Source organism: Neobacillus sp. (assembly GCF_031988165.1).
Lineage (GTDB): Bacteria > Bacillota > Bacilli > Bacillales > Cytobacillaceae > Neobacillus > Neobacillus rhizosphaerae.
Map to the genome: position 1 here is coordinate 23,758 of NZ_DALZYO010000009.1, position 23,928 is coordinate 47,685.

Annotated in this window: 20 protein-coding genes; 7 read left to right on the top strand and 13 right to left on the bottom strand. The window is 40.1% G+C overall.

Annotation, left to right across the window (positions count from 1 at the left end; translation table 11 throughout):
* Positions 1 to 254: 254 nt before the first annotated feature.
* Positions 255 to 1,487, top strand: a complete 1,233-nt coding sequence (gene pepT, locus RTR43_RS06840) for a peptidase T (protein ID WP_312470626.1) — start codon at positions 255 to 257, stop codon at positions 1,485 to 1,487.
* 50 nt (positions 1,488 to 1,537) lie between these two features.
* Here pepT and RTR43_RS06845 read toward each other — a convergent pair whose 3' ends face one another.
* From RTR43_RS06845 to gltC, 3 genes are all read right to left on the bottom strand, one after another.
* Positions 1,538 to 2,479, bottom strand: a complete 942-nt coding sequence (locus RTR43_RS06845) for a phosphotransferase (protein ID WP_312470627.1) — start codon at positions 2,477 to 2,479, stop codon at positions 1,538 to 1,540.
* A gap of 62 nt (positions 2,480 to 2,541) precedes the next feature.
* Positions 2,542 to 4,170, bottom strand: a complete 1,629-nt coding sequence (locus RTR43_RS06850) for a glutamate synthase-related protein (protein ID WP_312470629.1) — start codon at positions 4,168 to 4,170, stop codon at positions 2,542 to 2,544.
* A gap of 135 nt (positions 4,171 to 4,305) precedes the next feature.
* Positions 4,306 to 5,211, bottom strand: coding sequence for a glutamate biosynthesis transcriptional regulator GltC (gene gltC, locus RTR43_RS06855; protein ID WP_312470631.1), 906 nt, complete (start codon positions 5,209 to 5,211; stop codon positions 4,306 to 4,308).
* Positions 5,212 to 5,451: 240 nt separating this feature from the next.
* Here gltC and gdhA point away from each other — a divergent pair, with 240 nt between their 5' ends.
* Together gdhA and RTR43_RS06865 are read left to right on the top strand one after the other, a co-directional pair.
* Positions 5,452 to 6,834, top strand: coding sequence for an NADP-specific glutamate dehydrogenase (gdhA, locus tag RTR43_RS06860; protein WP_312470633.1), 1,383 nt, complete (start codon positions 5,452 to 5,454; stop codon positions 6,832 to 6,834).
* 193 nt (positions 6,835 to 7,027) lie between these two features.
* Complete coding sequence (locus RTR43_RS06865; protein ID WP_312470635.1) at positions 7,028 to 7,153, top strand: DUF4023 domain-containing protein; 126 nt, start codon at positions 7,028 to 7,030, stop codon at positions 7,151 to 7,153.
* A 277-nt stretch (positions 7,154 to 7,430) separates the two neighbouring features.
* Here the strand turns inward: RTR43_RS06865 and RTR43_RS06870 are convergent, their stop codons facing one another.
* The 4 genes from RTR43_RS06870 to RTR43_RS06885 form a co-directional block, all read right to left on the bottom strand.
* Complete coding sequence (locus tag RTR43_RS06870; protein WP_312470638.1) at positions 7,431 to 8,030, bottom strand: hypothetical protein; 600 nt, start codon at positions 8,028 to 8,030, stop codon at positions 7,431 to 7,433.
* Positions 8,031 to 8,044: 14 nt separating this feature from the next.
* Positions 8,045 to 9,199 carry an Alp7A family actin-like protein gene (locus RTR43_RS06875; protein ID WP_312470639.1) on the bottom strand — a complete coding sequence of 385 codons (1,155 nt, stop codon included), beginning with the start codon at positions 9,197 to 9,199 and terminating at the stop codon, positions 8,045 to 8,047.
* A gap of 494 nt (positions 9,200 to 9,693) precedes the next feature.
* Positions 9,694 to 11,295, bottom strand: a complete 1,602-nt coding sequence (locus RTR43_RS06880) for a L,D-transpeptidase family protein (RefSeq protein ID WP_312470640.1) — start codon at positions 11,293 to 11,295, stop codon at positions 9,694 to 9,696.
* Positions 11,296 to 11,734: 439 nt separating this feature from the next.
* Positions 11,735 to 12,874 (bottom strand): 1-propanol dehydrogenase PduQ, encoded by a 1,140-nt coding sequence (locus RTR43_RS06885; RefSeq protein WP_312470641.1) that lies wholly within the window; start codon positions 12,872 to 12,874, stop codon positions 11,735 to 11,737.
* Between the two features lie 221 nt (positions 12,875 to 13,095).
* Between RTR43_RS06885 and rluF the strand changes: the two genes are divergently transcribed.
* Together rluF and RTR43_RS06895 are read left to right on the top strand one after the other, a co-directional pair.
* A complete protein-coding gene (gene rluF, locus RTR43_RS06890; protein WP_312470643.1) occupies positions 13,096 to 13,803 on the top strand; it encodes a 23S rRNA pseudouridine(2604) synthase RluF in 708 nt (235 codons plus the stop codon).
* Positions 13,804 to 14,294: 491 nt separating this feature from the next.
* Positions 14,295 to 15,647 carry an APC family permease gene (locus RTR43_RS06895; protein ID WP_312470644.1) on the top strand — a complete coding sequence of 451 codons (1,353 nt, stop codon included), beginning with the start codon at positions 14,295 to 14,297 and terminating at the stop codon, positions 15,645 to 15,647.
* Positions 15,648 to 15,806: 159 nt separating this feature from the next.
* Here the strand turns inward: RTR43_RS06895 and RTR43_RS06900 are convergent, their stop codons facing one another.
* The gene (locus RTR43_RS06900) at positions 15,807 to 16,652 is read right to left on the bottom strand and encodes a VOC family protein (protein ID WP_312470646.1); all 846 of its coding nucleotides are present in this window, start codon (positions 16,650 to 16,652) and stop codon (positions 15,807 to 15,809) included.
* Between the two features lie 343 nt (positions 16,653 to 16,995).
* Between RTR43_RS06900 and RTR43_RS06905 the strand changes: the two genes are divergently transcribed.
* On the top strand, positions 16,996 to 17,517 hold the full coding sequence (locus tag RTR43_RS06905) for a PadR family transcriptional regulator (RefSeq protein WP_312470647.1): 522 nt from the start codon (positions 16,996 to 16,998) through the stop codon (positions 17,515 to 17,517).
* Positions 17,518 to 17,761: 244 nt separating this feature from the next.
* A complete protein-coding gene (locus RTR43_RS06910) occupies positions 17,762 to 18,967 on the top strand; it encodes an NAD(P)/FAD-dependent oxidoreductase (RefSeq protein WP_312470648.1) in 1,206 nt (401 codons plus the stop codon).
* A 126-nt stretch (positions 18,968 to 19,093) separates the two neighbouring features.
* On the opposite strand, the gene RTR43_RS06915 is transcribed toward RTR43_RS06910, so the two are convergent.
* The 5 genes from RTR43_RS06915 to RTR43_RS06935 form a co-directional block, all read right to left on the bottom strand.
* Positions 19,094 to 19,423 (bottom strand): spore coat protein, encoded by a 330-nt coding sequence (locus RTR43_RS06915; RefSeq protein WP_312470649.1) that lies wholly within the window; start codon positions 19,421 to 19,423, stop codon positions 19,094 to 19,096.
* A 24-nt stretch (positions 19,424 to 19,447) separates the two neighbouring features.
* Complete coding sequence (locus tag RTR43_RS06920) at positions 19,448 to 19,663, bottom strand: hypothetical protein (RefSeq protein ID WP_248735023.1); 216 nt, start codon at positions 19,661 to 19,663, stop codon at positions 19,448 to 19,450.
* Positions 19,664 to 19,918: 255 nt separating this feature from the next.
* Positions 19,919 to 21,346: a glycosyltransferase family 4 protein gene (locus RTR43_RS06925; RefSeq protein WP_312470651.1), complete on the bottom strand. Its 1,428-nt coding sequence runs from the start codon at positions 21,344 to 21,346 to the stop codon at positions 19,919 to 19,921.
* A 6-nt stretch (positions 21,347 to 21,352) separates the two neighbouring features.
* Positions 21,353 to 22,441, bottom strand: coding sequence for a CotS family spore coat protein (locus RTR43_RS06930; RefSeq protein WP_312470652.1), 1,089 nt, complete (start codon positions 22,439 to 22,441; stop codon positions 21,353 to 21,355).
* 593 nt (positions 22,442 to 23,034) lie between these two features.
* Positions 23,035 to 23,694: a TetR/AcrR family transcriptional regulator gene (locus RTR43_RS06935; protein ID WP_312470654.1), complete on the bottom strand. Its 660-nt coding sequence runs from the start codon at positions 23,692 to 23,694 to the stop codon at positions 23,035 to 23,037.
* Positions 23,695 to 23,928 lie beyond the last annotated feature (234 nt).

Below are 23,928 nucleotides of genomic sequence, written 5' to 3' on the forward strand. Positions count from 1 at the left end.
ATACGACAGTTACGTTGCTATCCGACAGTAATGCGCATCTATACGACAGTAATTCTGTTCTATACGACAGTTACGTTGCTATCCGACAGTAATGCGCATCTATACGACAGTAATTCAGTTCTATCCGACAGTAACATAACGCTTTACGACAGTTACCACTTTCCATGATAATGATTTCCTGAAAAACGTGTAACCAACTTCTCATAATGTTATGATATTTATGAACAAAAACCAAAAAGGGGAGTGTAATAAAAGTGAAAAATGAACTCATTGAAAGATTTACTTCCTATGTTAAAGTGGACACGCAGTCTGATGAAAGCAGTGAAACCTGTCCATCAACGGAAGGGCAGTGGACACTGCTCCGCATGCTGGTCGAGGAATTAGAAACGATTGGTATGGAAGAGGTAACGATCGACGAGAATGGCTATGTGATGGCAACCTTGCCGTCCAATACCGAAAAACAAGTGCCTACCATCGGCTTCCTCGCCCATGTAGATACAGCGACGGATTTTACCGGTACAAATGTCAATCCCCAAATTGTTGAAAACTACGATGGCGAAGAAATTGTTTTAAATAAAGCCCTAAAGGTTGTCATGTCACCAAAGGACTTCCCAAGCCTTCCAGAATACAAAGGCCACACCTTAATCACAACCGACGGCACGACCCTACTTGGAGCCGATAACAAAGCTGGTGTCACCGAAATTATGACCGCGATGGCTTACTTGATTAAACACCCAGAAATTAAGCACGGTAAGGTACGCGTTGCGTTCACCCCGGATGAGGAAATTGGCAGAGGTCCACATAAATTCGATGTTGCTGCCTTCAATGCCAACTATGCCTATACCGTGGACGGTGGTCCACTCGGGGAGTTAGAATACGAAAGCTTCAACGCAGCTGGTGCGAAAATCACAATCAAAGGGACCAATATTCACCCGGGTTCCGCCAAAGACAAAATGGTCAACTCAATGAAAATCGCCATGGAATTACATAGTAAACTGCCAGCTGGCGAGGCACCTGAACATACCGAAGGGTACGAAGGCTTCTTCCATCTGCTATCCTTCAACGGCGATGTAGAACAAACAAAACTAAACTATATTATCAGAGACCATGACAGAGAAAACTTCCTTGCGAGAAAAACGACAATTGAAAACATTGTCAACGAAATCAAGGGGAAATACGGCAGTGATAGCATCCTGCTCGAATTGAACGACCAATATTACAACATGGGTGAAAAAATCAAACCGGTAATGGAAATTGTCGATATCGCTCACGAGGCGATGGTGAGCTTGGACATCAAGCCAATTATTAAGCCAATCCGCGGCGGCACTGATGGCTCACAGCTTTCTTATATGGGGCTGCCAACTCCAAATATTTTTACCGGCGGCGAAAACTTCCACGGCAAGTACGAATTTATTTCTGTCGATAATATGATCAAAGCAACAAATACCGTTATTGAAATCATCAAACTTACAGAACAAAAGGCTTAATTTTTTTAAAAAAAGAAAGCTAACCCTATACGAATCACGGGTTAGCTTTTTCAAATATATAGAGCTGCGGCACATTGCTTAAGACTTGCAACAGTCTCTTTCAGCTGAGCATTCAGTTGATCCACTGGCCATTTGCCATCGTCAGCCTGTAAGTCTTTTTGAATAAGTAAGATCATCCAAATCGAGAAAACAGCTGAGAACAAATGATATTCCTTCATAAACACGGCTTCATCGATTTCCAGATTAACGTGGTCAAGATAATATCTCAAAACTCTCTCCCGAAACTTGCTCGTTATTTCCTTTGGAAAAAGGGGGTGGGACATGTCAATAATATGGTATAAATCCCAGTATGGTGTATTTAAATGGGAATGCTCCCAGTCCAAAATCATCAGCTTATTATTCACAATTGCATAATTCCCCAAATGCAAATCTCCATGCGACAAAACCAATTTCTTTGAAAATACAAATCTATCAAGCAGTGAGTAAATATGTTGAATGTGCCGCTCTTCGATTGGTAAAACTGGCAGTAACCGAAGAAATTCATCCTTCTTCAAACAAATATCAGCAGCAATTTCCTCGACCCGTGGTTTCAACCCTGTTAATGGAACATCCCTAAATTTTTCAACTGGAAGGGAATGCCACCAAGCTGTCCACTTGATTACACCCAAAACACTTTTCTCATTAAAATCATGTGAAAGCTGGCCAAGGTCCTCAAGAATCATCCAATTCAATTCCGGATCTTCACTAATCATGTAGGAGATTATTTTAGGAAAAATAGCTGGGAATGAGGAGAGAATATGCTCATGGACCCATACTTCTTTGCCTAATTGACCATCATTCGTTAATGGTTTAAAAATATAGCTTTCCGATGGGGATAAATAGAATCTTTCTACCCATCTTCCATTCATCCCTTTATAGAGGGTTTCTCTTTTTAAGATTAACCCGTCATTTAACATACCGCTGGTTAGGACAATATTTTGTGGCAGCGCCATAGACGACCCACCTATTCAGATAAAATTCGGTTCCACAGTGACCCATTAACATTCAACACCAATTACCCTACATCTAAATTCTCAACTTCGTCCTTTAGCTGTCTTTTCGGCAAAACTCCCATGGAGCTAGGTAGGGGATACAATTCCGACAATCTTTTCACCCGTCCATCGGCAGCTTTAAAAACAATATGGTCACGCGTGAATTTCCGTGGTGTATCGATGCCACAAGCAGCTGCCAGGGCAAAAAGACCTTGGCGGACATTGATAATATAATTCATCACTCGCCATTTCTTTTCCTCCGGCACAAGCGCTTCTTGGTATTTAGGATCGGTTGTCGTTACACCCGCCGGACATTTACCCGTATGACATTGCATCGCCATAATACAGCCATTGGCAATCATAAAGCCGCGGGCAGAATTGACCGCATCGGCACCAATTCCAAGGGCAATCGCAATTTTATCGGCAGATATTAGTTTTCCTGAAGCAAAAATCTTTATTTTGTCGCGAACACCAAACAGACAGGCTTTATCCACAACAGCAATTAAGGCTGGAAAAAGCGGGAGTCCCATGCTGTCCGCCATTGATTTAAAGGTTGCACCCGTGCCGCCTTCACCGCCATCAACGGTGATAAAATCCGGATAAATTTGCAGTTGATTCATGGCCTCAAAAAACTCATCGAGATTCGCATGATAGCCGACGACGATTTTAATACCTACAGGTTTTCCACCTTCAGCTTGTAGGGTTTTGATAAACTGCAAGGTTTCATAGGAATTATGCAAAAATGGAAAGCGGTTCGGCGAATTGATCGTTTGGCCTACGGGCACTTTACGTATGCTTGCCACTTTTGGCGTGACCTTCGTCCCTTCGAGATGGCCACCGCGGATTTTTGCCCCTTGACCAAATTTGAGTTCAAATGCTTTTATATTTGCTGCTTGTGCCTTCAATTTAAATTCTTCAAGCGAAAAATTCCCATCCGGGTCACGGTAGCCAAATAAGCCAGGTCCAATTTGGGCGACAATATCGGCACCGCTTTCTAAATGTTCCGGCGCGATTCCGCCTTCCCCGGTATTAATCCAGGAACCGCCGGCCATACTGCTGCCATGGCCTGTGGAAAGAATATAGTGCTCGCCAACCGCCCCATAAGAGGTTGCTGATGCACCGAAGGGTCCGCAAAGTCTCCAAGGGATATCACGTTCAGGGCCAACAACGATGGCATCTTCTTCAGGATAGAGCCAGCGTGTAACCTCATCCTTTTCAAAGTGTTCACGTCGAGTAAACAATCCCTCATGGTCAATTTTGTATTTCATCGCATGAATTTTTTCTTGATTGTCGACCTTTAATTCTTCATTTAATAGTGGAAATAAACCATTAGCAATATAATAACCTGGTTTTTCAAAGTCACGTTTGGAGCCAAAACTTAACAGGTCGCTGCGATATTTGGCTGAAAAAACAATTCCCAAAAAGTCCGCACGCGAAAAGGGACCGCTGCCATTATCGCTATCAAACCAATATTGCCTGAGCTCAGGACCCATTTTTTCTAACAGGTAGCGCATCCAGCCCAAATAAGGATGTGCTCGGATAATCGAATGCTGTGGTTTTTTCGCCAAAGAATGGAGCCAAAGAAACAAACAAATCGGGCCCACGATAAAAACAATCAATAAAATGATCAAAACCGTCAATAACAAATTCATATCCCCCTTATTGGGTGTCAGGCACCACCCTGCTAAACTAGGAATCTTATTAATAATATATATATTGTGTCAATGTATTTAATCCTAATATTAACATAAGGATTAAATCTGCTCCAACTTTTGGTGCATGAATCATTAATTCTGAAACCTGTCTAAAATACTAAAAAACTCACTTAGAAACTCATAAAATAGCTTTTCTGTTGGCAGCAGTTCACGTTCACTTGGAATAATAACCCCGACGGTCCGGGTGACATTGGGCTCAGTAATAGGGATTTTTACTGTTGAACGGGGGAAGCTGTCAATTAACGTGATTTCAGGAATAAGGGTGACACCAAGGCCGGCGGAGACCAAACCTTTAATCGCATCAATATCCTCACCCTCAAAGGACACTTGCGGATGAAAGCCTATCTGTCCGCAAGCATTGTCAATGATTTCACGTAAAATATACCCCTTAGGGAAGAGGATAAATGAATCCTCCCGTAATTCACCTAATTTTAAAATCCGTTTTTCGGCAAGAGGGTGAATGGAAGGCAGCAAGGCAACGATATTTTCTGTAAATAACGTTTTTCCCTTAATCTTTTTTTCCTTCTTAGGCACCGGACCAAGAAGCGCTAAGTTAAATTCCCCTTTCACGACACCATCGATTAACTCAGGGTAGGAACCCTGGTTCAGCTGGAATTTCACATGAGGATAGCGCTCGCGAAAGGCGGAAATGACCGTTGGCAAGGTGTAGGCTGCCAAACTGCTCGGGAAGCCAATTCGAATCGTTCCTTTCTCGGGATCTAAATATTCCTCCACTTCTCGTTTAGCATTGTCAATCAGCTTCATCGCTTGTTCCATTTGCTCTAAAAACATAGTTCCAATTGGTGTCAGCTTCACATTCCGCCCTTCACGAAGAAACAAACTTACTCCTAATTCAGCTTCCAAATTAAAAATCTGCCTGCTCACTGCCGATTGAGCAACATGCAAGATGTGAGCAGCCTCAGTCACATGCTCTCTTTTTGCGACCTCAATAAAATATTGAATCTGTCTTAACTCCAACACCTACCACTCCTTTTCTCCGCCAATGTGAATGATTTTTTACCATCACAAATGCGGAAATTACATTCGATGAACCGCCAAAGGGCCTACCGTTAGCTCATTTTCTTTATTAATCTAATTATGGCATTAATCTTATCTCTTTTTCATATTGTTTAGATTATTTATTAATAATAAAATAAAACGATACTTATAGGAAGAATATTCAATTAATATATATTTTTTTAAAAAGGGGTGAATTCCATGCAAACAATTGAGGAAGTAAAACAATCTGGAACTACAGCAGCAAGGGATTATGTGAATGAAGTGTTTGAAACTGTGAAAAATCGTAATGCTTTTGAAACAGAATTTCATCAAGCGGTGAAAGAAATCTTTGATTCCCTTGTGCCCGTTTTTGCGAAACACCCAAAATATATCGAACAAGGGATTCTTGAAAGGATTGTCGAACCAGAAAGAGTCATTACATTTCGGGTTCCCTGGGTGGATGATTGTGGCAGGGTTCAAGTAAATCGCGGATTCCGCGTTCAGTTCAACAGTGCGATCGGTCCTTATAAAGGCGGGTTACGTTTCCACCCGTCCGTGAATGCTAGCATTATAAAATTTTTAGGTTTTGAACAAATTTTCAAAAACTCTTTAACCGGACAGCCAATTGGCGGCGGAAAAGGGGGATCTGACTTTGATCCGAAAGAAAGATCGGATGGGGAAATCATGCGCTTCTGCCAAAGCTTCATGACAGAGCTTTATCGCCATATTGGACCAGATGTCGATGTTCCAGCAGGGGATATCGGAGTCGGAGCGAGAGAAATCGGCTATATGTTTGGGATGTATAAAAAACTCCGTAGTGGTTTTGAAGCGGGGGTGTTTACCGGCAAAGGATTGGGATACGGCGGCAGCTTAGCACGGACAGAAGCAACAGGCTATGGCACGGTTTATTTTGTCCACGAAATGTTAAAGGACAAGGGGCTGAGCTTTTTCGGCAGTACGGTTGTTGTTTCCGGCTCTGGCAATGTGTCTATATATGCAATGAAAAAAGCAGCGCAGCTAGGTGCTAAAGTGATTGCCTGCAGCGATTCCAATGGCTATATTTATGACGAAAACGGCATCGATTTAGAGACTGTCAAACAAATAAAAGAAGTCGATCGCAAAAGAATTTGTGAATACGTGAAATACCACCCACATGCACAGTATATCGAAGGGTGCTCAGGGATTTGGTCGATTCCATGTGATATCGCCTTACCGTGCGCCACCCAAAATGAAATTGATGAAAGCTCGGCAAAAATTCTTGTGGCAAATGGGGTTAAAGCAATTGGCGAAGGGGCAAACATGCCTTCAACACTTGATGCGATTGATGTATTCCTGAACAGCGAGGTGCTGTTTGGTCCAGGAAAAGCAGCTAATGCCGGTGGTGTAGCAGTTTCAGCCTTAGAAATGGCGCAAAACAGTGCACGCCTTTCATGGACGTTTGAGGAAGTTGATGCCAAGCTGCACCAAATCATGATTAACATTTATCAAAACAGCGTGAGGGCCGCTGAAGAATACGGTTTCCCTGGAAATTTGGTCGTCGGTGCCAACATTGCTGGTTTCCGTAAAGTAGCTGACGTGATGGTCGCCCAAGGCGTTATTTAAAAATCTCCTGAAAGGGAGATTTTTTTATATCATTAGACTTCGAGAATTGTCCAGCTTAGCGCCCAGCTGCTAGTGTATTGATCCTCTCCTCCTTACGATAAGTCAAGTTCGAATCGCTTACGCTTTTCTTTACATATTTCTATCTCGGTTGGTCACAATAACAATGGTTCAATTTATTGAGGAGGTGGACGACATGGATCAAAGGAACACCCATGAATTTGTCGAAAAACTGAAGGAAGATCAGGAAAAGGCCGAGAAAAACAAAGAACGCCACGGCAAAGGTAATCCAAGCGGGAAATTACCGAATCATAGGCATTAATTACTATCGATAGACATACTTCAAAGGGCTAAACCCCGGAACCAATTATTTGGCCAAGGGATTTAGCCTTTTTATATGCATTTAACTCGGTCCTCCTCATCCGATCACATCCTGCTAGTTCCTCAACCCCAATATGTGGTAGTAAAAAAATTCAATGCCACTAATCAGTCTATTCCAAATTTAACTAACGAAATTTACATCGATCCCCGTCAACATGATGCCCTTACTGCAACTAGAAAAAAAGCCCCGCTATGCTACAATGGCGGGGCCGCTAACTTTACTTATTCATATTCGTAAGAAACCCACTAAGAAGGTCGTCTGCATCAAGTTCTTCTTCTTCAAGTTCCTCTTTATTATGGAGAGGCTGTTTTTTGGTACTCTCCCAATCAAAGACATCTAAGTCGTCCTCAAGATCATTTACTTCACTAGTAGATGCTATTTCATTCTGAAAGTAGTTTTCCTTAAGTGCTGGCATGGCCGATTGATTGGTTGATATCTCTTCTTGAAGGTATAGTGCCTCATCGATATCTAGAGCATTACTATCTAAAGAGGCAAGTAAGGAGGTTGCACGAACAGGATCGGAAATTAGTTGATAGAGAATACTACCTAACAAGGCCTCAGAGTGCTCATGCTTTAACCAGTCCCGCTCTGCCTTCGTCAAATTTTTCGGAAGCGGAATGGTAATTGCCTCCTTTTCTCTGGAAAAAGAATGACTTACCCCCTGCATCACAAACTCGGCCAATTTACTGGAAAAATTCCGTCGCTCGGTTTCCTTTAACTTTTGCAGCTGTTTTAATATGTGATCAGGTGTATCCGAAGGGACACGAAAGGATAGCGCTTGGCCCCTGTTAATTTCATTTGCGGCAGCCTTTTTCATAGGATCACCTTATTTCAATTCTTTACTGGTGCAGCTTTTTGTTTCTCCGTTTTTCTAACAAAGTCCATGATGAGCTTATAATAAGCATTAGCCATCATCCAAATACTTTCTTTATCATCTTCAAAGAATTCAATATTATAACCGTCCAAATTGTTATTTAAAGTTTTAAGATAATCCTTTAATACGTGGGACCCACCACCAACAAAATAACAGATTTCTGTTTGTGAGTTTTTTGACCACACATTTCGCAATAAACGATATTGCTTTTTGGCAAGGTCAAGCAAAATCCGGTCGGTAATATCATGAACACTTGTCCGGCTTCCTTTCACCATGATATGATTTCGATCATTTTTTCGAGTAATAATTTCGACCACATCACGGCGGCTGTCCAGCTCCACTCCATGCTTGGTCCTTATTTCTTCACGAATGGCCTCTAACGATTCTGACACCCCTAGGTTAAACCCCTGTGCCTTATCATCATCGACATTACGATTTTTAATCACAGCAATATCCGTTGATAATCCGCCAATATCTTGAATTAATATGCGCTTATCAATTAAATCCTTATTAATAATTTTTAAATGATTGTCCATTACAAGATTAATAAAGGCAGCAAAACCTTCAGGATAGACCTTTACTTCATTAAATTTGATATTTACCTTCAATCCCTGATATTTAGGTGTGACGAGAAACTCAACCTGGTGAACAGACCCGATTAATTTAGAACGGTATCCAGCATCTTTTCCTTCCTTTACTTCACGAAGAGGCAGTCCTGTTCCTAATGTATAATTAGCATCAATGACATTCTTTGTTCGAGGAAAGTCTCCTTTCACTGCATCCAAGGCCAAAGTTGCAAAAAGCATAATTAATGTTTGATCTTCCTCCGATTTGCTGCTCCCAGGGTCTAATTCGGTAGCATTATTACTTTTAGCCGCTAAATTCCCCACACGATAAATCAGATTATTCTCCTTCAGGGCAGGGGAGTGCACCTTAATATGAATCCCATCTAACGGCTCTTTATTATCAAGTTCTTCGATACCGATCACAGGTCGGTCTTCCGTGTCTCTTGCTACAATGTTAGGAATATTCAATTCATACTCTAATTCTCCGAAAATAGCCTTGATGGAGTCATTGCCTACATCCACTGCTGCAATTCTGGACTTAGTCATAAAAAATCATTCCTTTTCATTTGATAGATTTATGTTAAAGAGGTTATGTATCTCTCTTGCTCTCTTTTAAGGCTATAGGAGTTTAATAGTTTCTACAATGGCACTAACCAAAACGAAACATAAGTGTAAAAAAGTAAACATTTTGTAAACTTAGGAAATCGTGTAAACGCTCTTGTAAACATTGCAGACAAATTTGTATACATCGCGTGGTTAGAAGATGTATACAGGTTTGTATACATGTAAACGGAGTTGTACACATGAAGTATACAAATAGTAAACAAGTTTACGTTTCTGTATGCAGGCAGGAGATGTTACAAATATTTCAGCAAAGAATTCTAGATAAGGAAAATACCTGAAGCATCGTTTATTTCAACTATCATGCCAAATTGAGGCCCTGTAATCATAATAAAGGCCAATACAAAAGGCACCCTCTAAAAGGTGCCTTTGCAAACTATTAAACTATCACACAAAATTGGAGTCGTGTCTGACACTTCCTACTTCATTACCTTCCAAAACTCACCTGCAACTGCTTGATATCCTGTCAAGCTTAGGTGAATATTTTGCGGATTTGGCAGGTATTCTAGAAACTTACTTGCAATCACTGTATCTGTTGGAACAAATGTATCGCCATGCTGGACAGCTTGGGATTGAATTTGACCATTAAATGCGGTTAACAATGGTAATAATTGCGCTTGTTGATCTTGAGGCAGGTATGGGAATGGATTGTAGTAGCCCATTACATAAACCTTCACCTTCGGATTTAGTTGATCAATCGTGCTCAAGATTGTGTTTAAATTTGTCGCTACCGTTGCAATTGCTGCCGGTGCTTGAGCTTGATTTGTTTGAATGACTGGGAGCAAATCATTAGCACCGATATCAAGGGTAATGTGAGTCGCTTCTTTGATTTCCTTTTGAACTTCTGCCTTGTTTAATTGGGCCATTAAATCAACCGTTGTATAACCCGAAACACCAAAGTTATCAAAACCAAGTAATTGATAAGATTTTTTGAAGTTCTGGGCAATATAATCAGGATAGCCTAAATCACCCTCCCGATCTTCTCCATTTGGAGTCATGCCAGCTGCCAAGGAGTCACCTAAAGCAACATATTCAACCTGAATCCATACACCATCTTCACCTATAATATAACCATTAATGGTTGTTTTCGCGGCCATTTCTCCATTTATATAGAGATAATACCATTTACCATCCAATTCCACCCAGCCGGTTGCCATTGTACCGCTATCACTGAGGAAATACTTTTTCCCAGCTTGATCCAACCAGCCTGTTTTCATCGCGCCCGATTCATCAAGATAATACCACTTACCTCGATCTTGCTGCCAGCCCGTTTTCATGGCACCTGAATTAACTAAATAGTACCACTTCCCGCTGCTTGCTAACCAGCCTGTTTTCATCGCACCACTTTTTTCGAGATAATACCACTTGCCATTAGTGAATACCCAACCTGTCTTCATCACGCCTGATCCATCAAGGTAATACCATTTTCCACCTTGGGAAAGCCAGCCTGTTTTAGCTACTCCATTTTCATAGAAATACCAATTTCCATTTGCTTGGACCCAGCCATTTGAGTTTACAGAAACGCCATTGGCTTTCGCAATTGCATCGAAACTGCTATCAGAGTAGGTAATAACGACAGTTGTGTGTAGTTGAATTTGATCATACAGCCATCGAACTTCCTCATTGTGCATCCGTACGCAACCCGAACTTACATACTTGCCAATGGAACTTTCATTATTATTGCCATGGATGCCGTATGTTGTACCATATGTACCCCTTGCTTCTAACCCCATCCAGCGATTTCCTAACGGGTTTCGCGGGTCACCACCAGGGATATTATCTTTGTAATACGGTCGGTTGACAATCTTGGTGACAATTCTAAATTTACCCTCTGGGGTTAGATCCCTTGATCTTCCTGTTGCTACCTTAAAGGTTTTAACTAACTTACCGCCATTGTAATAGGCCATTGTGTTGATCTTTTTGTTGATAATCAGCAGCTGTGAATTGCCAGCTGCATCGGTTGGAATGTTAAAGAAAAAGATACTAAATAAGAGAACAAAAATAATCGATATTTTTTTCATATCTATCTCCCCAATTATGTAGTTACTACTAAAATAACATGTGAAACCAAAATATTTTGTCAGAATTTGGTGTGATTTTTGTATTTTATTAAAAAAATAGTTTAATAGACTTGATGTTTCGACATTTCTATTTTTTAGATAATAGGAGATTGTTGTAATTCCAATATCTTTATGACATAAAAAACCAAACCCTTTATTGCGGAGCACTATGACAGGGGACACCATTCTGCCCATTTCCTTACTTTTTATGTATAGATTTGTCATTATATCCAATATATACAGCAATAACGTCAGAATTCAAGTTTTTTGCAAACGAAAGGGTATTATTCGCAATTCGGTGGATTCTTGAGACGAGAACAACAATCGTTTTTCACATTCTTAATAATAAAACGATGAAAAAAGCATCCAATTGAATGGATGCTCTGGAGAAGTTTTTTCCTTAAAGTATTTTTTCTACGATTGATTCAATATCCTTGGTTGTTGGTTTTCTTGGATTTGTTGGCGTACAGCCATCAATTAGTGCAGCCTCACTTATTTTTCCAATAGAAGCTAGTAATTTCTCTTTAGTAATCCCGCAAGCTCGTAAGTTAACGGGTAGATGTAGCTCTTTTTTTAATTGATTAATATGCTGGATCAGGCTATTGACCCCAATTCTACTATTTGTGGCAGGAAAACCAACAATTTTTGCCAACTGAGCATATTTTTTAGCAGCGAAACTTTGTCCGCCAGTGAAAAAACCTTGTATCTCCGCATTATATTCAATTACCGTCGTTAATAAAAGCGCATTCATTCTCCCGTGCGGAATGTGAAATTGCGCGCCACAGACGTGGGCGATACTATGGTTGACTCCTAAGCCGACCATATTAAAGGCCATTCCTGCTAAACAGGAGGCGTGATGGACCTTTTCCCGTGCCTCTAAATCATTTCCATCTTTATAGCACCGCGGTAAATAGTCAAAAATCAGCTGAACGGCTTTTTCGGCAAACGCATCGGAAAAGTCATTAGCATTGGTAGAAACATAGGCTTCGATAGCATGGGTTAATACATCCATCCCTGTGTCCGCTGTAACCGATGCCGGCACTGATTTTACCAAGGTGGTATCTAAGATGGCTTCGTCTGGTAATAAACTATCCGCGACAAGCGGGTGTTTTACTTGATTAACTTCATCCGTTATGACGGAAAATGAAGTCACTTCTGTTCCTGTGCCGCTTGTCGTTGGGATGGCAATAAATTTCATCGCTTGCTGCTGTGAGGATAATTTTATCGAGAAATCTTTCATTGCCTTTGCGGCATCAATAGCTGAACCGCCCCCAATAGCAATCATTATCCCTGGTCCAAACTCTTGAATAGCTTTTACCCCAGCTGCCACTGTTTCAATCGGCGGGTCTGGGACAATGTCACTAAAAATAAAATAGTCATTATCCTTATTTTCAAGGCGGTTGGTAACTTCCTTCATTATCCCTGACTGTTCAATAAACGGATCCGTAACAATAAACACTTTTTCACTTGTTATTTTCATCAGCCTATCTAATGAGTTTTCCCCGATAAAAATCTTCGTTCGAAAAGAAATTTCCTTCATATAAAAATCTCCTTGAAGTTAGTAAAATACCAATCTATTTAAGATAAACCTACCTACTCTAACTATACTATTACGACACCCCTCTTACAAATGACTTTTTTCTGGATAAGCTACCTCAGGTGATAATAGGAAAAATGGTGCCTGACACCATAGAACTTGAAAATATACGGACAGTTAGGTATTCTTAGACATACAATTATCCGCTTAAGGTGTGGTATAACATGCGAATTAATAAATTTATTAGTGAGTCTGGTAAGGCCTCAAGAAGAGGGGCCGATAAATTAATTAGTGAAGGTAGAGTCACGATCAATGGCAAAGTCGCCGAAATCGGCAGCCAAGTCGAGCCTGGGGATCATGTCCGCATTGATGGCAGCTCCATCAATGTCTCAAAAAACTACGTTTATATTGCTTTAAATAAGCCCGTGGGAATTACTAGTACAACCGAACGACATGTAAAGGGGAATATTGTTGATTTCGTCAACCATCCCTTACGGATTTTCCATATCGGACGCTTGGATAAGGATTCCGATGGCTTGATATTGCTTACGAACGATGGTGATATTGTCAACGAAATTCTGCGTGCGGAAAATAAGCATGAAAAAGAATATATTGTCACCGTCGATAAGCCCATCACTGCTGAGTTTTTAAAAAGAATGGCCGCTGGTGTAGAAATTCTAAATACAAAAACGCTTCCTTGTAAAGTAACACAGCATTCTAAATATGTTTTTCAAATTGTTTTAACACAAGGATTAAACCGGCAAATTCGCCGGATGTGTTCAGCACTTGGCTATGAGGTTGTTAGTCTGCAACGGACGCGAATCATGAATATCCATTTAGGCAACCTTCCGATTGGCCAATGGAGAGACCTATCAAAGAGGGAACGTAATCAATTATTTGAAGAGCTAAACTATGAGCCGAAAGAATGGTAAAAAAATAGAGGATGGATCGAAACACAAACAGTGGTTTCGGTCCATCCTCTATTTTGTATTGAAAAGATTCTATTAACTACACGGTTATTTCACTTGGCCATCTTTCATCTTGACGAAGTTCTTTAATGAGAAGTCCTCAACTACACATTTAAGGGCCATAAGACCCCTGCTGATGGAAGTTTCAATCTATGCAATTTAGAGTAGATTATGCAAATTTTCATAATTCGGAAGACTTCTTTTTGATAAAACGTTCTTTAAAACGAAGGAAATAAACGACCTGGATATTGATCCAAGCAGGATGCTACAGGAAAAAATATTGGCACGAAAATTGCAACTATTTTGAATAATTGGTTAATATTTTTATTTAAGGGAGGTCTGATGAACAGTTGAATAGCAGTTAGGTCCAGCAGACCTGTCAAACAAAATGAAACCCCTTTCATTTTGTTCCTATTTATAAACAATAATACTAATGAAAAGGAGCGCTGATAAATTTGGAGAATGTTACCCTTAAGCGATCACTGGGACTATGGGCAATCGTTGGACTTGGACTTGGTTATATGACACCCACCATTGTGTTTGATACATTCGGGATTGTGTCTAGTGAAACAAATGGAGTGGTCCCGCTTGCCTATCTTACAGCCTTGGCTGTTATGTTGTTTACAGCGATTAGTTACGGAAAAATGGTACAGGTTTTTCCTAGCGCAGGTTCGGCCTATACGTATACAAGGGAGACGATAAACCCGCATCTTGGATTCATTGTTGGCTGGGCGGCGCTACTTGACTATATCCTTCTTCCAATGGTTAATGCCTTGATTATCCGAATTTATATGGTATCTATTTTCCCTGAAGTACCAGCCTGGATTTGGGTTGTTAGTTATGTCGCGGTCGTCACTGCCATTAATGTGTGGAGTATGGGTAAAACCTCCAGTTTGAATTCCCTGCTTGTTATTTTTGAACTTGTCTTAATTGGAGCCTTTATTGTTCTTGCCTTTGTTAAGCTTTCCCATGGGATGGGGCAGGGGACCATTTTAACGACTGCGCCACTGTTTCATTCCGATATTCATCTTGGGGCTATTTTGACAGGGGCAACTGTTGTTTGTTTCTCCTTTATTGGCTTTGATGCCGTAACCATGTACGCAGAAGAGGCTAATGATATCAAAACGATGCCAAAAGCAATCATGTTGACCGTTTTTATCGGTGGGGCTATCTTTTTTATCGCCGGTTATTTCGCCCAAGCCTTATTCCCAGATGTCTCCAATTTCAAAGTAACCGACGACACCCTCCCTGAAATCGGCCTGTTTGTGGGCGGTACACTCTTTCAAATGATTTTTCTCGCTGGTGCCTTTGCTGCAACCGTTGCTTCCGGACTTGCATCCCACGCAAGTGTCTCCCGGCTATTGTACGTGATGGGCCGGAATGGCGTCCTGCCAAGGAAGCTGTTCGGCTATGTTCATCCGAAATTCCGAACACCTGCTTTTAATGTCATCCTGGTTGGCGTTGTTTCCCTGCTTGCCATCTCGCCTAGTCTCGAGTTAATTTCTTCCGTAATCAACTTTGGAGCACTGATTGCCTTTACCTTCGTCAACCTATCCGTCATTGCCCACTTTGTATTCCGACAAAAAAGATATAAAACAGCTAAAGAAATTTTCGCTTACTTAATTATGCCGATTATCGGGGCCGGATTAACGGGCATTTTGTGGTACAACTTACATGCGGATGCCCTCTTAGGTGGTATTGGATGGATTGTAATCGGGTTTATCTATATGCTTTTCCAAACAAAATTCTTTAAAATCAAAATTGCTGATTTAAAACTTGATGAGGCGGAAAGTACTTCATCCCTATAGTAAAAATTCAGAAGTACCGGAATAACGAAAGTCTAGGAAAAAACCGTTCATTGGCAAGTGCCTTTTCAACGGTTTTTTTCCTACGTGCTTTTCTCAACGGTCAGCGCTTTGCTACAATAAGTTACCGCATTTTTTCAAAAAAAGATCGCAAAATCTTGATTAAAGCACTAAGCGGATTTGATTTCCTGCAGGGTCGCTTGTTAAATAATAATCCGCTTCTTCTACAATTGGCGCACCTATTTGCCGCAGTTGTTTGAGCACTTTATCTCTTTCTCCATTATCAGGGAAAACTAGCGTGTACCAATTTAATCCGACACTATTTCTTGGTGCTGCAAGGGCCCCCACTCCCTGCCAAGTATTAATGGCAATGTGATGATGATAACCCCCGGTGGAGAGAAACGCTGCTTGAGGATAGTAGCTGACAATCTTAAACCCAAGCCCCTGTGTATAAAACTCTTCTGCCTTTGGCAAATTGGAAACGTGCAGGTGAATATGACCCATAACTGTGCCAGCCGGCAAGCCTGCCCATTCTGCATCGCTCTCCGCCAGAATCCCTTCCCCATCGAGCTCTTCCGTAGCCATTTCTACTAAGCCATTATTCCACTTCCACTCATTCAAAGGGCGGTCCCGATATACTTCAATCCCATTTCCGTCTGGATCGGTTATATACAGGGCCTCACTCACATAATGGTCCGCTGCTCCGAGTGGATATCCCGTTTGGAGCAAATGCCGTAAAAAGACAGATAAATCTGCACGATTAGGCAGCAAAATGGCAAAATGATACAAGCCTGACGTACGTCCTGCTTTTGGAATCACATCAGCCGGCTGCTCAAGTGTTAGTAACGGTGTTTTTCCGTTTGCCGTTAACACTGCTTTATTACCAGTCTTCTCCAATACCTGAAAACCGATTATATTTTGATAGAAGGTTACAGCGTAGTCCAGGTTTTTAACGTTAATATTGACTTCACCTACAAATATATTTGGTTTTTGATGAAACCGCTCCATAGTCCTCTTTCCCTTCATTAAATTCCTTGAATTTTTCATTCCCTACTTATTTATTATTCAATGTTACGACAAAATAAATTCAGTGTGAATTATTATCTCGAATTAAAGATATTATAAATTGAGATAAATGAAATGTAAATAATAATATGCAAATTTCCTTTTTTTATATTCCTTCCATATAACAGGATATTTCATGAAATATACTGTTATCGTTTTTAAATATGGCTGGTGTAACCATCAATACTCTTTTCCACTAATGCAATATGGTAACCCCTCAATTGACTCCAGATGAAATATATGAGAAAACATAAGAATAGAGATAATTTATGAAAGGAGGATCTCAATGGAACAGCGCTCACTTATTTTGCTTGGTTTGCTCATGAGCCAAAGTCAGCATGGATATCAAATTAATGAATTTATTGAGAGAAACTTAAGTACTGTTACAGACATGAAAAAACCTACTGCTTATGCAACCTTAGATAAACTCAGCCAAAACGGATATATTGATATTCAGTTCGAGCAAGAAGGAAATAGACCGACCCGAAAAGTATATTCCATAAATGAAAATGGCAAGCAATATTTTTACAAATTACTATTAAATAATTTATCTTCAGCAGAAAGTGTTAATTACCAAGGAGATATTGGGTTAATGTTTATTGACTTTCTCCCGTTGGAAAAAACAATACCTACATTACAAGATCGGTTAAATAAAAATAAAAATTTAATCGGGATGTTTAAACAAACCCCAGTCCATGGAATAAGGACCGGAGTCAACCTTGCAGTAGAACATAAAATTACAATGCTAGAAGCAGAAGTTAGATTTCTTACAAAAACCATTAATAATCTTATTCAAGAATCCGAGTAATTCTACCTCATATAATGAAAAAGACAAGGGAACCCTGTTATTGATTGGGTTCCCTTGTTTTGCTGTTAGTGGCTTCAACCATATCCCCTCCTATTTCACCTTTACTTTTCCCATAATGATTGAATTGCCTATTTTTTTAAAAAACATGACGCATTAAACCAAAAAGGAATCTCGCAAATGAATCCTTACCACATTTTTTAGAAACACTACAATACGACGAGAACGAATGTAAGGAGTTGAAAAGATGAACTTACATAGTGGGAAATTTTATTGGCAAACAACGTTGCCTAATCCCCCTGCATACCCTGTTTTAGAAGAAAACATAAACTGTGATGTCCTTATCATTGGGGGTGGATGTTCAGGGGCCCACTGTGCAAACTTTCTAAGCGATACGGACCTCAAAGTGGTTGTTATTGATAAACGAAAAATTGGAACAGGAAGTACTTGTGTTAACACCGCTCTCATTCAATATTTAGGAGATAAAATGCTGTTTGAATTAGTAAACAGCTTTGGTGAGGACGCAGCTATTCTACATACGAAATTATGCGAAGAAGCCATTAATGATATTGAAAAAGCTTCGCTAACGAGTGATATTGATACGGAGTTCAAGCGGAGAGATAGTCTTTATTATGCCAGTGATCATGAAGGCAATGAAAAACTTAAAAAAGAGTTTTATTATCTTCAAAAACACGATTTTAAAGTTGATTGGCTTACAAAAGAGCAAATAAGGAAACGTTATTCTTTTGAAAAGGAATCCGCACTTTATATTTATAATGACGGGGAAATTAATCCATTTAAATATACTCATGGACTACTGTTACATGCTCAAAAAAAAGGGATTCAAATTTTCGAGAATACAAAAATTAGCGGAAAAAAATTACAAAAGACAGTCGCAACTTTTTATACTGAAAATGGCTATTCCATTCAAGCACGTTATGTCATTATTGCTGCAGGTTATGAAGGATTAGAATTTAAGCTAGAGAAAAATAGTGTCATATCGAGCACGTATGCCGTCGTAACAAACCCGGTAGAGGACTTTACAAATTGGTATAAGCAGACACTCATTTGGGAAACAGCTCGGCCTTATATTTATATGCGAACGACTCAAGACCATCGGATTATCATCGGCGGATTAGATGTAAATACCACCTATCCTGATGATCGTGATGCTAAAATCATTCATAAAAAAGAGCAGCTAATTGAGGAATTTAATCATTTATTCCCAAACATAGTCGTTTATCCCGAGTTTTACTTAGGAGCATTTTATGGAGGTACTCATGATGGCCTGCCGATAATCGGGGAATATGAAGAGTTTCCTAATTGCTATTTCTTATTTGCCTACGGGGATAATGGCCTTGTTTATAGTAACGCATTGGCAAAAATAATGAGAGATGTACTAGTAAACGGATCCCATCCCGCTATGGACCTGTATCATCAAACTCGGAGTTGAAGAAGGTCATTAACCAAATAAAAGAAGCGTCAAGGACATTGACTTGTCCTTTAACGCTTCCTTTGATTCCTAGCTTGCAGTAGCACATTAACACACTGAGAGTCAGGCACCCCGCATTTCTTTCTTTTATCCTGACGTAGGCTGACCAAAATTGAGATTTTGCTGGATCAATTGATTTGTTTGCATTTGTGTTTGCTGATAGGTTTGCATTTGCTTGGTAATCTCCTGATTGACAGCGGGTGATGAGGTATTATACCAACCTTGTTGTGCCATTAATTGATATGTCTGATCCTGAAGCTTTAATGTACTTTGCAGAAGTTGCTCAAACATCTGCCGGACCGCTGGACAATTCGATTCAGTAACCGCTGTGGTATATTCCCTAGCAGTTCGTTTTAAATCCGCTAAAAAAGTATAAACGATGTCTTGATCTTGAAGCACAGGTGTCTGTTGATTCATAAAAAAATCCTCCTTCTCTCTTTACTATTGCTTTGGTGCAAGTGGAGCATGCTGTTGTAAGGTCGTTAACAATTGTTGATAATGCTGTTTATGCTGTGGTGTGAATTGTTGAAACAATTGTTGGATAGCAGGGTTTTGCGTATGGGACAAGGCAACAACGGTCTGCTTAATTAATAAATCCTCATTTGACATTGAATCCGTAATGTACTCAAGCTCTTTCGCTGTTATTGGCTGCATCATCGTATCCCTCCTTTTTATCATCCTTACTTTTTCCATATTGAGTGAATTTACTCACGAATTCTTACTAAATTTGTTCGAAATACTCATAATTAAGCCTGTAGACAGAATCCCTTGAGAATACATTCATTCTCAAGGGATTCTGTAAGGTTTTCTAATCAAATTTCTATAGACTACACCATTTTGGTCGTAGGTGGTAAGTTTATTTATGACCATAATACGATTTCTATTCTTATCACTGTGTTCGTCTTTATCACGCTATTTTTCCTTTTTATTGTGCTTTTCCTTGTCGTGTTGATTTTCCTTATCACGTTTCTTCTCCTTTTTTAGTTGATTTTCCTTATCACGTTTCTTTTCCTTTTTTAGTTGTTTTTCCTTATCACGTTGCTTTTCCTTTTTATGTTGTTTTTCCTCATCATGCTGTTTATTCGTTGCAACTACTTCTTGTGAGCCTTGATTTTCTTGCCTAGGTCCTCCTTGGTCCATTTCCACTTTAGTTTCTATTTCATTTTTCTCTTTTTCAGGTATATTAGTGTGGGGGATTTCAATGGCTTGCTTCCAAACTTCCAAAATTTCATCCGCTACTCTTTTCCACTCATATTTCGTGACTGCAAATTCTCGTCCTTTTACCCCCATTCTATTCATCAGAGACTTATCCGATAATATTTCTGTAATTTTTTCTGCAAAACAGCTTGGATCTTCTGGGTTATCAACCACTAGTCCGTTCTCTCTTTGTCTAATAACTTCCGCATTTCCTCCCCTTGCCGTTGTAACGATGGGAAGTCCCGCTGCCATCGCTTCATAATGAACACGTGCTAGAGGTTCTTGCCAAAGGGAAGTACAGACAAATAAATCAGCCGTAGCAAACCAGTTCTGAATTTCAGCTGGCGATACAAATCCTGTTGCCACGACTGGTATTGGCTGTATTTTTGCTAATGCCCTAGTATATGCCACATAATCCGTTACATCATTTTGACTAAACCATTTACTCCCGACAACCACTAAAGCTAAATCTTTGAATTTAGCTGATAGCTGAGGTAATGCTCGAATTAACCTATCTACTCCTTTGTTTACCGAAAGCCTTCCGGCAAATAATATGACCGTTTTATTCTCTAACCCGTGTTGTTTTCGATTGGCATTTCGTATGTGGCGCATTTTTGGATGGTCTCCAGGTAAAAAACGCTCAGTATCCACACCAGAATAAATGGTGCGGATTTTTGATGATGTTTCTGGATAAAGCGTTCGGATGACATTTCCGACATAATCACTGACTGTTACAATATTGGAGACTTCTTCTAGCGCTGCCTTTGCTTCGACAGGATCAATTTTTTCTATATTAAACATATCATTGTGCATGCTTAAGGTAATTTTTGATTGTGGTGCTACACTTCTGATTGGCATAACAAGTCGTGGACGATTAAAAATGTGGATAAGATCAAATTGATTGGCTTCAACAAATCGGACTACCTCTTCTCGATATAATTCAAATACTTTTCCTGTTACTCGAACATATTCGATGCCCTCTTTTGTTTCTTTATCAGGAAGAGATGGATCACTAATCCCCAAAACAGTAATATCATGAAATTTACTTAAGTGTGGGAGAGTACCAGTAATATAAGTTTGTATAGCTCCACCTAATACTGGAGGGACAGGTAGTTTTTCTGTACATACCATTAATATTTTCATATATTTTTACTTCCTCCAGTCATTTTGAATTTCGTTTAACGTAGGCCATTTTGATTGATCAGTATCGACAATCGTTTGAATTAATTGTGTTGTTATTTCATTTAAAAATAGTTCCGGCTCATATACGACCTCTTTAATATTTTTATAAAATTCATTAGGGAGGGAGAAATCTATCATTAATAGCTCATAGAGTTCGGGTGTTAGGGGACTTGCTTCATGGTAAGCTCTAATCATTTCTCGTACCCATGTCACATCCCAATGATATAAATCGGCCATCGTCCCAGAAATCAGTTTCCTTAAATCACGGATTGGTAGGTCGTAGGCAACACCATCTAGGTCAATAATCCACATCCCATTTGGTCCCATTTGGCCGTTTGACCAACCATAGTCCTGATGTACAAGCCCCCAACTCGTATTCCCTTTTTCCACCAACGACCAATAACTTGATTGATTAAGAGCGACTAGGCTTTTTCTAGCCTGTTCTTGAAAACTATCGACCACACTCAATAAAGATTGACTTGCAGGCATCTCCTTGTAAGCTTTAGCAATGTTTCGGAACCAATCCATTTTCCTGACGGTTTTTTCGTAGCTTTTTGGCCATTTGGCCAATCTTGAAGCAACTTCAGCTTGACGGGGCGGTATATACCCTTTGCTTAATTGGTGGAATTCCCCAAGCGCGTAACACAGCTGTTTTGCTCCTGCCAAATCTTTTGATACCGGTGCCAATGGCTCAATCCATTCGGCTACAAACCATAATTTCCCGCCTGCTTCAATGTATTCCTCTCCATTCTTCGTTTTGACGATACCTGGTACTCTTGCCCTCTGAACTTCGACTAAATATTTTTGAGCTCCGAGGCTAAACATACTTCTGGTTGGTCTACGATGTAACAGCTTTAAACTTTTTGGTCCTGAATCCGTTTCAAGTTTCCATATGGCTCCACCTTTATCCGGCTTCGTTGTCACCACCTGCATGCTTTTAACTTGAAAACTGTAATGTTTTAAAACCTCAACAGCTAGCGTATTAATATAATCCGGAATAAAAAATTCATGAGTAAGTTCATCCTCATCCCAAGGTACAATCGCAAAATTATCCAATATATCCCTCCTACAAATTTCGAACACTCCAAAAACTCACCATTTCTAAATTAGAGTGGAATGCTTTAAAAAATGTCATATTTCACGTTCTATAGACCTCATTAAATAATATGAATTTGTCCCAGTTTGGTGAGGGGGCAATTGCGGATTCTGAATCAGAAAAGCGGAAGTGCCCGTTTATCCAGCATTAACGGGCAGTAAGACCCCCACTTCAAGACTTAGAGGAAATCCAATAAGGATAAGAAGGGGAGCATGCAAAACCTGAAAATAGTTACTAAAATTGAAATAAAAGTAATAAACCACCTTTACGAAATAAAAAAACTCCTATTGTAGAAGTTGTTGACTTTGTTTTGTTCCCTTAAACAAACAAGTCTTCTACAAAGGAGTTTTTACTTTGAATAAAAAGGTTTAGGACAAGAAAATCGGCCATCCACCATTGAATCTGGGTAAACGTCAAATAGCCCCCATCTTTTCAAAAGATAGGGGCTATTTGACGTTTACGGAGGAGCACAGTATTTCAAGCTACCGTTAACCCGGCGAGTTAGCTCTTATCAGGTATAGCTGTGTGACTTGTCGACTGAATCGCTTCCCCTTTAGGTGCTGTGATCTGGAAACAACGAGCTGACAATCAAAGACAACGTTTGCTTGTATATTGCATGGGCCGATTGTACATCTCCCAAGTGTCCACCAATGTAAAGATGAATAACGCCGTGGAGCGATGCCCAGAATATACGTACAACGGATTCCGTGCCATACTGGCCAGGAATCAGTCCTTGCTCTTGTGCATTGCTGATCACGGACAATAATTGCCGCATGGCTGTTGCTGTGCCATTCATGCTTTCCTCGTCCGGTTTGAAATCTGCGAATGCGCCTCCGAACATCAGTTTATAATAACTGGAGTACCGCTGCCCGAATTGCCAATAGGCTTCGCCTAAATGAAGCAAATGCTGCGCCGGATTAGCAGCTTTCGGCGTCCCCTCGAATTCGTTAGCGAGAAGCTTACAACCGTCCAGATACAGCTGCTGAGCCAAGCCCTCTTTATTGACAAACAAGCTATAAATGATTTTTGTCGAGCAACCCATTTTCTGCGATACTTTACGCACCGTAACGGCTTCCGGACCCTCTTCTTGCAAGATCGTTGCCGCAGCATCAACAACGAGCTTGCGGAGATTTTCAATATTTTGTAAGCGAGCTTCTTGATAGGTTTTCAACACTCGTGAGTGCTCATTGGAGGAGATATCTTTGCCGCTCATCATCATCACCTTCGGTTATCATATTTTTGTCTGGAAACAAAGTTTCTGACTCTCTTGCAAGGAATTTTATACAGTTGTTAAGCAGTTGTCAATAAGACGTTAGATGTTCAAAAATCATATTGACTTTCTAAAAAGGGCAAGTTACAATGATATCAATTAGAAACACTGTTACCGAATAGTATAATGATTCGTAACTTCTTGGGAATCGGGATTTACTTCTGCTTGTTTGGTAAC